We start from the raw sequence: 12,708 nt of genomic DNA on the forward strand, positions 1-12,708 counted from the left end.
GGGAGCAGGGCGGCCAAGCCTCCGGAGCCACGAACAACAGCAGCCAGCCTGAGAGCCACACCCCGCTCCCCTGGGTGCCACAACCTTACGAATGGCTGGGGTGCACCCGTGAGTTGAAAGGTAGGGCCGCCTGATGGCCCCCCACGATCCCGTCTTCTCCGTCCGCGGCCTGTGGAAGGTCTTCGGACCCAAGGCCGGCCGGGTGCCCGCCGACCCCGGCCTCGCCGCCCTGTCGGCCGCCGAGATCCGCGAGCGGACCGGGTGCACGGCCGCCGTCCGCGGCGTCTCCTTCGACGTCCGCCGCGGCGAGGTGTTCGTCGTCATGGGACTGTCCGGCTCCGGCAAGTCGACCCTCGTGCGCTGCCTGACCCGGCTCATCGAGCCCACCTCCGGCGAGCTCGCCATGGACGGCGAGGACGTCCTCGCCATGGACCGGGCCCGGCTGCGCGAGCTGCGCCGGCACCGCGCCGCGATGGTCTTCCAGCACTTCGGCCTGCTGCCGCACCGCAGCGTCCTGGACAACGTCGCGTACGGCCTGGAGATCCAGGGCGTGGCGAAGGACGAGCGGCGGGCGAAGGCCCGCGAGGTCATCGGGAAGGTCGGCCTGGCCGGCCTCGAAGGGCGGCTCCCCGGCCGGCTCTCCGGCGGTCAGCAGCAGCGGGTGGGCCTGGCCCGCGCCCTCGCGACCGACCCCGAAGTCCTGCTTTTCGACGAGCCGTTCAGCGCCCTCGACCCGCTGATCCGCCGCGACATGCAGGAGGAGGTGGCCCGGCTCCACCGGGAGGAGGGCCGCACCATGGTGTTCATCACCCACGACCTCGCGGAGGCCCTGAAACTCGGCGACCGCATCGCCCTCATGCGGGACGGCGCCATCGTGCAGCTCGGTACGCCCGAGGAGATCGTCACCCGCCCCGCCGACGACTACGTCCGCGATTTCGTGCGCGACGTACCGCGCGAGCAGATCGTCCCCGTGTCCCGGGCGATGCGCCCCGCCATCGGCGACGAGGCGCACCGGGGCGCGGTGCTCGCACCGGACGCCACGGTCGCCGACGGCATCGCCGCCGTCGCCCGCGACGGCGTCCCCGCCCGGATCGAGGCGGACGGCGAACTCCTCGGCGTCGTCGACCAGGCGCGGCTGCTGGCCGTCGTCGCAGGCCTGGAACCCGGCCGCGCGAGCGCGGGCGCGGTCGTCCCCGCGATCCCCGCCGCCCGCCCGGAGCCGGGCGGGCCCGCCGGCGGGGGACCGGCCGCCGCCACGGACACCGACCCGGACCCGGTGACCGCATGAGCACCGCCGCCACCTCCCGCCCGGCCGCCGTCGGCGAAAGCCCCCGCGGCCACGCCGAGACGGCCGTCCGCCGCCGCATCCGGCGCCCCAACCTCCCCGCCACCCCGGCGGTGCTGCTGGTCCTGGCGCTGCTGCTGCCCACCGCCGCACTGCTCGCCGACGGAGGCTGGCCGCAGGCACTGCGCCTGGACCTGGCCCCGCAGCTCGACACCTTCGCCGACTGGGTGGTCGACAACCGCGAGACCCACCCCGTCTTCCTCTACTTCCTGCTGCACCTCTCCAACGCGGCCACCGACTCGGTCGCCCGGGTCCACGACCTGCTCACCGCCATCGGCTGGGCGGGCGTGCTCACGGCAGCCACCGCACTCGCCTGGTACGCGGGCGGCGCGGGCCGCAAAGGCGCCGGCCCGGCCCTCGTCGCCTTCGGCTCCCTGGCCGGCTGCGGACTCCTCGGCCTGTGGGAGCAGTCGACCGAGACCCTCGCCCTGATGCTGGTGTCCGTCGCCGTGGCGTCCGCGGTCGGACTGCTGCTCGGCCTGGCCGGCGGACTCTCCGACACCGCTCAGCGGGTGCTGCGCCCGGTTCTCGACACCATGCAGGTCCTGCCGTCCTTCGCCTACCTGCTCCCGCTCGTCCTGGTCTTCGGCGTCGGCACCCCGTCGGCGCTCATCACGACGGTGATCTACGCTGCGCCCCCGATGGTCCGGATGACCGCGCTGGGCCTGCGCGGCGCGGACCCGGCCGTCCTGGAGGCCTCCCGGTCCCTCGGGTCGACCCGGTGGCAGCGCCTGCGCACGGTCCGGCTGCCGATGGCCCGGCCGCAGCTCTTCCTCGGCCTGAACCAGACGATCATGATGGCCCTGTCGATGGTCGTCATCGCCTCCGTCGTCGGCGCCGGCGGTCTCGGCGAAAGCGTGTACCAGGCGCTGAGGACCCGGGACTTCGGCCAGGGCCTCGCCGCCGGACTGGCCATCGTCCTCATCGCCGTGTGGCTCGACCGGACGACGGCGGCGGCCGGGGCCCGCAGCGGCGTCCCGGTCGGCCGGCGCGGAACCGGCATCGCCCTCGCGGCGGTCGGCGGCGGCCTGCTGGCGGGCCCGGCCCTGGGCGAGTGGCCCGAAGCGGTCACGGTGGACATCGCCGCACCGCTGAACACCGCCGTCGACTGGCTGGTCGCCAGCGTGTACCAGGACGTCCCCGTGCTCGGCGGCACCTCCGTGTGGGCCGGCAACGCCACCAACTGGGTGCTCAACCCGCTGAACGACGGCCTCCAGGCCCTGCCCTGGTGGTCCCTGCTGCTGCTCGCCGCCGCCGTGGCCCGGCTGGTCGGCACCTGGCGGGGCGCCCTGACCGCCGTCCTCGCCCTGGGATGCACCGGGGTGCTCGGCATCTGGGACAAGGCGCTGTACACGCTCTCCCAGATCCTCGTCGCCGTCGCCCTCACCCTGGTCCTGGGCTTCGCCATCGGCATCCTCGCGGCCCGCGTACGGGCGGTCGAACGGCTGCTGCGCCCGGTGTTCGACGCCATGCAGACGCTGCCGCAGTTCATCTACCTCATCCCGGTCGTCCAGCTGTTCAACGCGGGCCGGGTCGCCGCGATCACAGCGGCGGCCGTGTACGCCCTGCCCGCCGTGGTGCGGGTCACCACCCAGGGGCTGCGGCAGGTCAGCCCCGCCGCCATGGAGGTGTCCCGCTCCCTGGGCGCCACCACCTGGCAGCAGATCCGCGACGTGCAGTGGCCGCTCGCCCGTCCGGCGCTGCTGGTCGCCGCGAACCAGGGCGTCGTCCTCGTCCTCGCCGTCGTCGTCATCGGCGGCCTGGTGGGCGGCGGAGCACTCGGCTTCGACGTGGTCAAGGGCCTCACCGCGGGCGAGCTCGGCACCGGCCTGATCGCCGGCGCGGGCATCGTCTGCCTCGGCCTGGCCCTCGACAAGCTCACCCAGCCCGCCGAACGCACCTCCTCGACCGGCACCCGGCACTGACCGGCCGTCCCCGACGCTTCCCCCCTCCCCCCAACCGGAAGGCCTTCCACCATGCCTGCTCCCGTCCGCACCGACAACGCCCGCACCGACAGCGCTCGCACCGACAGCGTCCACGCCGATGCGCGCCCGCGCGCCCGGTCGCGCCGTACCAGAACGCTCCTCGCGGCGACCGGCGCCCTCGCGCTGCTCACCGTCAGTGCCTGCGGCGCCGCCGAGACCCGGGGCGGCGACTCCAAGACGGTCAGCCTGCACACCCCGTCGTGGGTCGGCGCCGAGGTCAACACGGCCGTCGCCGCCCACCTGCTGGAGCACGAGCTCGGCTACCGGGTCAAGACGCAGCAGATGGACGAGACCCCGGCCTGGGACGCGATGAGCCAGGGCAAGGTCGACGCGATCCTGGAGGACTGGGGCCACCCGCAGGAGGAGAAGCGCTACGTCGAGGGCAACAAGTCCGTCGTCCCGGCCGGCGACCTGGGCGTGACGGGCCACATCGGCTGGTTCGTGCCGAAGTACCTGGCGGACGAGAAGCCGGACATCACGGACCACAAGAACCTCAACAGGTACGCGGACCTCTTCAAGACCCCGGAGAGCGGGGACAAGGGCCAGTTCATCAAGGGCGATCCGTCCTACGTCTCGTACGACAACGCCCTGATCAAGAACCTCGGCCTCGACTACAAACCGATCGAGGCGGGCGCCGAGGCCACGCACCTCGCGCAGCTGGAGCAGCTGTACAAGAACAGGAAGCCCTTCCTCACCTACTGGTGGACCCCGCAGTGGATGAACGCGACGATGGACCTGGTCGAGGTGAAGCTGCCGCCGCACACGGAGGGTTGCGACGCCGACAAGCAGGCCGTCGCGTGCGCGTACCCGGACGTCCCGCTGAAGAAGTGGATGAACGCGGACTTCGCGAAGGACGGCGGCGAGGCGGCGCAGTTCCTGAAGAACTTCAAGTGGACCACCGAGCAGCAGAACCTCGTCGCCAAGTACGTGGCCGCCGACGGGATGACCCCCGAGAAGGCGGCCGAGAAGTGGGTGAAGGAGAACGAGGCGACCTGGAAGGCGTGGCTGCCGAAGCAGTGACGGCCCCGGGCGCGGCACGCCCGCGCGGACTCGCCCTTCATCCCAGGGGCCGACGGGACGTCCGCCTCGTACCCGCCGGGCCTGCCCGCCTTCCACCTGGTCCGCGCGACCTACGTCGAGGGCGCCTGCCGCTGACCCAATGCGGCGGCGCCCGCGTCGGCCGGGTTCGGTTCGAGGTGCTGGTGGACCCGGCGGAGCAGGGACGCGAGGACGCGGCGCTCGTCCCCGCTCAGCGGGGCGAGGACGTCGTCGTCGGTGGCGGCGACGTCCGCGTTCAGCCGGTCCAGGAAGGCCCGGCCTTCGGGGGTCAGCCGGACGAGGACCTTCCGCCGGTCGTCGCGGTCCCGGGTGCAGACGACGTGCCCGGCCTTCACCAGGTCGTTGACGACCTTCACCAGGTCGCTGGTGTTCATGTCGAGCCGGGCGGCCAGCAGCGTCTTCATCTGCGGGCCCATGTCGGCCACCAGCGCCATGACGGTCAGGTGCCACAGCCGCAGGTCGTGGGCGGCCAGCCGCTCGGTGAGCCGGCGGCGCGCGGCCTTCCCGACCGCGTACATGAGGTACGCGTTGAGGTCGAGCACGCTCGGGGGCGTCATGCCGGCGCCCTGGCTCACCGCCCGGGCCGCCGTGCCGCCCGCGAGCGTCAACTCGGTCTGTGCGAGCGCCCGGAAGACCTGCGCCCAGTCGGTCGCGGGCGTGTTCGAGATGCCGACGACGGCGAACTCCGCTCCCGACGCGTCGCGTGCGGTGCCGGTGACGACCGGCTGTTCCATGCGCTCCCCCTTGCAGGCCCTGCGGGTCGGTGGTCCGGCGACCCGGTGGTGTCGTGCAGTGCCGGCGCCCCTCGGGACCGTCCGAGGGGCGCCGGAGTGTTCGGGGCTGTGCAGCCCCGGCGCTCACGGACGGCCGGTGAGGTAGCCGCCCATGGAGGTGAAGTACTCGGCGGCGGGCAGCTCCCGGCCGTCCTCCGTCCGCACGCGGGTGACGGCGAGGCCGTGGTTGCGGCCGGTGCGGGCGTCGGCGCCGGCGACGATCACGACGCCGTCGCCCTCGCGGTAGAAGATGCGGCCGGGCGTGCCGCCGTAGCGGCCCTCCGACACGACGGCGGAGAGGATCTCCAGACGCCTGCCCTTGTGGAAGGTGAAGGCGCTCGGGTACGGCGCGGACTGCGCGCGGACGAGCCGCTCCAGGACATCGGCCGGCCAGTTCCAGTCGATGCGGATGTCCTCCTCGGACCGCTTGTGGAAGAAGCTGGCCTGCGAGCGGTCCTGCTTGGTGAACTCCGTCTCCCCGGCGGCGATCCGGGCGAGGGCGGCGGTGGTGACGGGGGCGATGAGGTCGACCGTCTTGTGGAAGAGGTCGGTGGCGGTGTCGGCGGGCCCCACCGGGACGGCGCGCTGCTCGACGATGTCGCCGGCGTCGAGCACCTCGTCCATCATGTGGGCGGTGACGCCCACCTCCTGCTCGCCGTTGATGAGGGCCCAGATCAGCGGGGAGAAGCCGGCGTACTTCGGCAGGAGCGAGTCGTGGACGTTCAGCGTGCCGTGGCGGGGGAGCGAGTAGATGCGCGGCGGGATCCACGTACGCCAGTTGTTGGCCACGATGACGTCCGGATCGGCCTGCTTGAGGAGGTCGAACAGCTCCTCGTCGTCGGGCCGGTTGCGGATGGCGACGGGCACGCCGTGCTCCTCGGCCAGGTCGGCGACCGAGTCGCTCCAGATCTTCTCGTAGGCGTGCTCGCTCTTCGGGTGTGTCACGACCATCACGACGTCGTGCTCGGACTCCAGGAGTGCTTTCAGGGTGCGGTGACCCCACGTCTGGTAACCGAACATGACGACCCGCATGGGGGTTCCTCCTCGGAAGAGCGAATGACCGCGGCAAGTAAAGCAAGGCTTACCTAACATTGCAATACGCGCCTGTTTCAAGCCAGTTGAAGGCTGAACGTACATCAGCTGTCCGGTTTGTCGGGTCGACAGTCCGGCGCAGGTGAGGTTAGCTTTACCTAAGTTTCCACTGGCCGACGGTGATCCCGGGCCGGTGTCGCGTTCTTTTCGCCCCACGCCTCACAGGCGGCAGTTCCGCACGATGGGAGTGACATGTCTCAGGGTCTTCCTGGCGACGCCCCTCTGGTCCACGACCTCATTGGCATCGGCTTCGGCCCGTCCAATGTGGCCATGGCGATAGCTCTGAGCGAGCACAACGCCCGCGTCGGAAGGCAGGAGGCCGTCACCGCTCACTTCTTCGAGCGGCAACCCGGCTTCGGCTGGCACCGCGGCATGCTGATCGACGACGCGACCATGCAGGTGTCCTTCCTCAAGGACCTCGTGACCCTGCGGAACCCCACCAGTGAGTACAGCTTCCTGTGCTACCTGCAGAGCAGGGGCCGGCTCGTCGACTTCGTCAACCACAAGAACCTCTTCCCGCTCCGCGTCGAGTTCCACGACTACTTCGAGTGGGCGGCTGCCAAGGTCGACGACATGGTCTCCTACGGGCACGAGGTCGTCGCCATCGAGCCCGTCGTCCGGGACGGCGCCATCGAGTACCTCGACGTCACGGCCCGCTCCGGCACCGACACGGTGGTCCACCGCGCCCGCAACCTCGTCATCGGCACCGGCCTGCGCCCGCTCATGCCCGAGGGCGTCGAGCGCACCGACCGCGTGTGGCACAACTCCGAGCTGCTCACGAAGGTCGAGGCCCTGGACGGCGCGAACCCCGGCCGCTTCGTCGTCGTCGGCGCCGGACAGAGCGCCGCCGAGAACGTCGCCTACCTGCACCGCCGCTTCCCCGAGGCCGAGATCTGCGCCGTCTTCTCCCGCTACGGCTACAGCCCCGCCGACGACAGCGGCTTCGCCAACCGCATCTTCGACCCGGCCGCCGTCGACGAGTACTTCGCCGCCCCCGGGGACGTCAAGCGCAAGCTGATGGACTACCACGGCAACACCAACTACTCGGTCGTCGACATCGACCTCATCGACGACCTCTACCGGCAGGCGTACCAGGAGAAGGTCCTCGGCACAGAGCGCCTCCGCTTCATCAACGTCTCCCGCCTCACCGGCGTCGAGGAGGCCGACGGCAAGGTCCACGCCCGCGTCACCTCCCTGATGACCGGGGAGGAGACGGTCCTCGACGCCGACGTCGTCGTCTACGCCACCGGCTACAGCCCCGCCGACCCCACCGGCCTCCTCGGCCCCGTCGCCGAGCACTGCCTGCGCGACGAGGAGGGCCGCGTCCGCGTCGAACGGGACTACCGGCTGACGACCGACCCCGAACTGCGCTGCAGCATCTACCTCCAGGGCGGCACCGAGCACACCCACGGCATCACCTCGTCCCTCCTCTCCAACACGGCCGTCAGGGTCGGCGAGATCCTCGACTCGATCCTCGACCGGGGACTCGCGGCGCACACGCAGAACCGGCCGCGCCCGGTCGCCGACGGGATCGGCCTGGCCAGCTAGACCGCCTCCCCCACACGCCTCGCCCGCCGGACGGCGCAGCCGCGCCCCGGCGGCCGGGGCACGCACTGTGAGATCCCCCGAAAGGAACATCTGTGTCCAACGGTTCGCGCCCCGCCCTGGAGCGGTTCGTCACCCACCTGCCACGCCTGGCCGTCGCCACGGCCGCCGCCCTCGCCCTGTCCGCCTGTGGGGGCGGCTCGCAGAAGGCGGAGTCGAAGTCCGAGGCCTCGGCCGACGCCGGCACCACGTCCGCCGCCTTCCCGGTGACGGTCGAGCACAAGTACGGCAGCACCACGATCGACAAGGAGCCCAAGCGGGTCGTCACCCTGGGCCTCTCCGACCAGGACGCCGTCCTCGCGCTCGGCACCAAGCCGGTCGGCGCGGTGGACTGGTTCAAGGAGCAGCCGTACGGCAAGTGGCCGTGGACGAAGGACAAGTGGGGTTCCGCGAAGCCGCAGATCGTCGGTGAGCGCGACGAGTACAACATCGAGAAGATCGCGGCGCTCAAGCCGGACCTCGTCATCGCCCAGTACTCCGGCATGAAGAAGGAGCAGTACGACACGCTCTCGAAGTTCACCAAGGTCGTCGCCCAGCCCAAGGACCTGCCCGACTACGGCGCCTCCTGGCAGGTGATGACCCGGCAGATCGGCAAGTCCCTCGGGAAGGCCGCGGAGACCGACAAGCTGATCGCCGACGTCGACGCCCGCTTCAAGGCGGTCCGCGAGAAGCACCCCGAGTTCGCCCGGAAGACCCTCGTCGTCGCCGACAGCTTCGAGGCCGGCAAGTACTCGGCCTTCACGAAGACCGATCCCAAGTCGATCTTCTTCCAGGAGCTCGGCTTCAAGCTCAAGCCCGAGATCGACACCCTCGCCAAGCCCGGCTTCAACGTCGCCGAGCTCAGCGCCGAGAAGCTGAACGTCCTCGACACCGACCGCGTTGTGTGGGTCACCTCCAGCACCTCCGCCAACGACCGCATCAAGGCCGAGCCGCTCTACAAGAACCTGAAGGTCCACCAGGAGAAGCGCGACCTCTTCGTGCCCTACCAGGACCCGGACGTCGGCGCCGCGTTCTCCTTCAACACCGTCCTCTCGATCCCCTACGCCCTCACCGAGATCGAGCCGCTGCTGACGGCCGTCAAGTAGCACCGCACCGCAGAGGCGGGGCGGGGAGGACGACGCGGCCTCCCCCGCGGCCCGACCCGCACCCGCCTCCAGCCCCTCACCGCCGCACCACCAGGGAAAGGCCACAACGTACGATGTTTGACGTCGAGTCGGACCGGACACCCGCACCCGGGCTGCCCGTGACGGGTGGGCAAACCGGCATCTGGCTGGCCCAGCAGATCGAGCCCGACAGCTCCGCCTACAACATCGTCTTCGCCCTGGAACTGCGCGGCGCGACCGACCTCGACCGCCTCGCCGCCGCGGTGGGGCAGGCCGTCCGGGAGGCCGAGTGCCTCCATGTGCGCCTCGTGCCGGGGGAGGACGGCGAACCCCGCCAGACGCCCGTTGCCCCCGCCGCCGACGTCCCGGTCGTCGACCTGCGCGGCGCCGGCGACCCCGAGCGGGCGGCCGGCGAGTGGATCGCCGCCGACCGGGACCGGCCCGCCGACCTCGCCGCCGGGCCGCTCTTCGCCCAGGCCCTGCTCCGGCTCGCCGACGACCGCGTCTGGTGGTACCAGCGCTACCACCACATCCTTGTCGACGGCATGGGCGTCGCCCTGATCTCCCGGCGCGCCGGCGAGCTGTACACCCTCGGGGAGCGGGCCGCCGCGGCCCCCGACTGGTCCCTGGCCCGCCTCGTGGACGCCGACCGCGCCCACCGCGCCTCCGCCCGGTACGCGGCCGAGCGCGCCTGGTGGCAGGAGCGCATGTCCGGCCGCGCCGAGCCGGCCCGCCTCGTCGAGCGGGCCCCCGCCCTCACCGCCCGCCGCCTGAGGCGGTCGGTGGAGCTGTCCGGCGAGGAGGCGGGCCGGCTCCGCGCGGCCGCCGACCGCGCCGGCACCCGCGCCTCGCGCGTCCTGATCGCCGCCGTGGCCGCGTACCTGCACCGGGTGACCGGGGAGCAGGACGTCGTCCTCGGCCTGCCCGTCGCGGCACGTCAGGACGAGGTGTCCACGGCCGTCCCCGGCATGCTCTCCAACATCGTCCCGCTGCGGCTGGCCGTCGGGCCCGCCACCACCGCCGCAGCCCTCGTGGCCGAGGTCCGCGACGCGGTCGCCGAGGCGGTCGAGCACGGCCGCTACCGCGCCGAGGACCTGGCGAAGGACCTCGGACTCGTCGACGGCGTCGCCGAACTCGTCGGCCCCACCATCAACATCCTGCCGCGGCCCGACGACCTGCACTTCGCGGACTGCACCGCCCACCTCCGGCCGGAATGGCTCGGCCCCGTCAGCGACCTCGCGTTCGGCTTCGGCGACCTGCCCGGCGGCGGCGCCGTCGCCGTGCACCTCGACGCCGACGCCGCCGTCTGCGACGAGGATGCCCTGGCCGGACACGAGCGGCGCTTCCTCGCCCTGCTCCACGCCTTCACCGAGGACCCCGACCGCCCCGTCGGCCACCTCGACCTCACCTCCGGCACCGAACGCGACACCCTGCTCCGGGAGCTCGGCGCCGCGCCGCAAGAGACCGCCGAGCTGTCCTGGCCCGCCGCGTTCGAGGAGCAGGTGCGCCGCGCGCCCGACGCCGTCGCGCTCGTCTGCGAGGACCGCGAGCTGACGTACGCGGAACTCGACGCCGCCGCGAACCGGCTCGCCCGCCACCTCCTCGACGCGGGCGTCCGCCCCGAGGACGTCGTCGCCGTGGCACTGCCGCGCTCCCCGGAACTCGTCGCCGCCCTGCTCGCGGTGATGAAGGCCGGCGCCGCCTACCTCCCGCTGGACGCCGACCACCCCCGGGACCGCATCGCCTACATGCTCCGGGACGCCGGCGCCCGCACCGTGGTCACCGTACGGGAGCTCGCCGCCGAGCTGCCGGAACTGCCGGACGTCGCGCACCTGGTGCTCGACGACCCCGCCACCGCCGACGCCCTCGCCCGCCGCGAGGACACCGCCCCCGGCGTGCCCGTCGCCCTCGACCAGGCCGCGTACGTCATCTACACCTCCGGCTCCACGGGCCGCCCCAAGGGCGTCGTCGTCCCGCACGACGGCGTCGGCAGCCTCATCGCCACCGCCACCGACCGCATCGGCATCACCGCAGGCAGCCGCGTCGTGCAGTTCGCGTCCGTCGGCTTCGACGTGACCGTCTGGGACCTGGTCATGTCGCTGTGCGTCGGCGGCCGGATCATCGTCGTCCCCGCCGAGCGCCGCGTCGCCGGCCCCGCCCTGACCGAGTACATCGCCCGGCACGGGGCCACGCACATGATCCTGCCGCCGTCCCTGGTGTCGGCGCTGCCCCCGGAGTGCGAGCTGCCGGACGGCTCCGTCCTGATCGTCGGCACCGAGGCCGTGCCCGGCGAGCTCATCGCCCGCTGGGCCGGCCGGGTCCGGGTCGTCGTCGCGTACGGGCTCACCGAGGCCAGCGTCAACTCGACGCTGTGGCCCGCCGATCCCGGGCGCCCCGGCCCGGCCCCGATCGGCCGCCCCGACCCCAACACCCGCGCCTACGTCCTCGACACCGCCCTGCGCCCGGTTCCGGTGGGCGCCGAGGGCGAGCTGTACGTCGCCGGGCGGGGCCTCGCCCGCGGCTACCTCGGCCGGCCGGGGCTGACTGCGGAACGATTCGTCGCCGACCCGTACGGCGAGCCCGGCACCCGCATGTACCGCACCGGCGACCGCGTCCGCTGGGCCGCCGACGGGAACCTGGAGTTCCTCGGCCGCGCCGACGGCCAGATCAAGATCCGCGGCCACCGCATCGAGCCCGGCGAGATCGAGAGCGCCTTCATGGCCTGCCCGGGCATCGCCCAGGCCGCCGTCCTCGCCCGCGAGGACCACCGGGGCGTCAAGCGGCTGGTCGCCTACCTGGTCGGCGAGGAGGGCACGGACGGCACGGACGCCGAGGCCGCCGTCTCGGCCGCCCGGGCCCGCGTCGCGGACACCCTGCCCGACCACATGGCGCCGTCCGCGGTCGTCGTCCTCGACGGACCGCTGCCGCTGACCCCCAACGGCAAGCTCGACCAGCGGGCCCTGCCCGAGCCCCGCTGGACCGCCCTGAGCGGCGCGGACGCCCCCGAGGGGCCGGTCGAGACGGTGCTCGCCGCACTGTTCGCGGAGGTCCTCGGCCTGCCCTCGGCCGGCGTCCACGACAGCTTCTTCGAGCTCGGCGGCGACAGCATCACCGCCATCCAGCTCGTCGGCCGGGCCCGCGAGGCCGGGCTCGCCCTCACCCCGCGCGAGGTGTTCCGGCTTCGCACGGTCGCCGCGCTCGCCCGCGCCGCCGCCGAGGCGGCCCCCGCCGCCCCGGCCGCCACCGCCCCGGTCCCGCTGGACGAGGACGCCCTCCCGGTCTCCCCGCTCCAGGAGGGCTTCTACTTCCACGCCGCCTTCGACGAGGACGCCGCCGACCTGTACCTCGTCCAGGAACTCCTCGACCTCGGCGACGGCCCGGTCGACCCCGGCCGGCTGCGCGGCGCCCTCCAACTCCTGCTCGACCGGCACCCCCTGCTGCGCGCCTCCTACCGCCAGCTCCCCGGCGGCGGGGTCGTCCAGCGGCTCGCCGACCGCGCCACCCTGCCGTGGAGGGAGGCCGACACCGCCGACACCCCGCTCGACGACCTCCTCGCCGCCGACCAGGCCGAGCGCTTCGACCCGGCCCGGCCGCCGCTCCTGCGGGCCGCCCTCATCCGCGACGGCAGGCGCCACCGCCTCCTGCTCACCCTGCACCACATAGTCGCCGACGGCTGGTCCGTCACCGTCCTGCTGCGCGAACTCACCGCCGCCTACCGGGGCGAGACCCTCCCCGAGCCCGCCGAC

The 12,708-nt window shown here is 72.9% G+C and carries 8 protein-coding genes; 6 read left to right on the top strand and 2 right to left on the bottom strand.

Annotation, left to right across the window (positions count from 1 at the left end):
• Positions 1–133 precede the first annotated feature (133 nt).
• Genes EF903_RS17775 through EF903_RS17785 form a run of 3 tightly spaced genes read left to right on the top strand, consistent with a single transcriptional unit; the run spans position 134 to position 4,350 of the window.
• Entirely contained in the window at positions 134–1,288 is a 1,155-nt protein-coding gene (locus EF903_RS17775; RefSeq protein ID WP_125544305.1) for a glycine betaine/L-proline ABC transporter ATP-binding protein, read from the top strand.
• Complete coding sequence (locus tag EF903_RS17780) at positions 1,285–3,270, top strand: ABC transporter permease subunit (RefSeq protein ID WP_125544307.1); 1,986 nt, start codon at positions 1,285–1,287, stop codon at positions 3,268–3,270. Before EF903_RS17775 ends, EF903_RS17780 begins: the two co-directional genes overlap by 4 nt.
• 51 nt (positions 3,271–3,321) lie before the next feature.
• Positions 3,322–4,350, top strand: a complete 1,029-nt coding sequence (locus EF903_RS17785; RefSeq protein ID WP_125544309.1) for an ABC transporter substrate-binding protein — start codon at positions 3,322–3,324, stop codon at positions 4,348–4,350.
• 110 nt (positions 4,351–4,460) lie between these two features.
• On the opposite strand, the gene EF903_RS17790 is transcribed toward EF903_RS17785, so the two are convergent.
• Together EF903_RS17790 and EF903_RS17795 are read right to left on the bottom strand one after the other, a co-directional pair.
• Entirely contained in the window at positions 4,461–5,123 is a 663-nt protein-coding gene (locus EF903_RS17790) for a MarR family winged helix-turn-helix transcriptional regulator (protein ID WP_185902709.1), read from the bottom strand.
• Between the two features lie 123 nt (positions 5,124–5,246).
• Positions 5,247–6,194, bottom strand: a complete 948-nt coding sequence (locus tag EF903_RS17795; RefSeq protein WP_125544311.1) for a methionyl-tRNA formyltransferase — start codon at positions 6,192–6,194, stop codon at positions 5,247–5,249.
• Positions 6,195–6,446: 252 nt separating this feature from the next.
• Here EF903_RS17795 and EF903_RS17800 point away from each other — a divergent pair, with 252 nt between their 5' ends.
• The 3 genes from EF903_RS17800 to EF903_RS17810 form a co-directional block, all read left to right on the top strand.
• Positions 6,447–7,802 (top strand): lysine N(6)-hydroxylase/L-ornithine N(5)-oxygenase family protein, encoded by a 1,356-nt coding sequence (locus EF903_RS17800; RefSeq protein ID WP_125544313.1) that lies wholly within the window; start codon positions 6,447–6,449, stop codon positions 7,800–7,802.
• A gap of 92 nt (positions 7,803–7,894) precedes the next feature.
• Positions 7,895–8,944, top strand: coding sequence for an iron-siderophore ABC transporter substrate-binding protein (locus tag EF903_RS17805; protein WP_221888747.1), 1,050 nt, complete (start codon positions 7,895–7,897; stop codon positions 8,942–8,944).
• Positions 8,945–9,102: 158 nt separating this feature from the next.
• Positions 9,103–12,708 (top strand): amino acid adenylation domain-containing protein (locus EF903_RS17810; RefSeq protein WP_260615516.1); only part of this gene is annotated, 3,606 nt, incomplete at its 3' end.

It is taken from the genome of Streptomyces sp. WAC05292 (genome assembly GCF_003949955.1).
GTDB classification, from domain to species: domain Bacteria; phylum Actinomycetota; class Actinomycetes; order Streptomycetales; family Streptomycetaceae; genus Streptomyces; species Streptomyces globosus.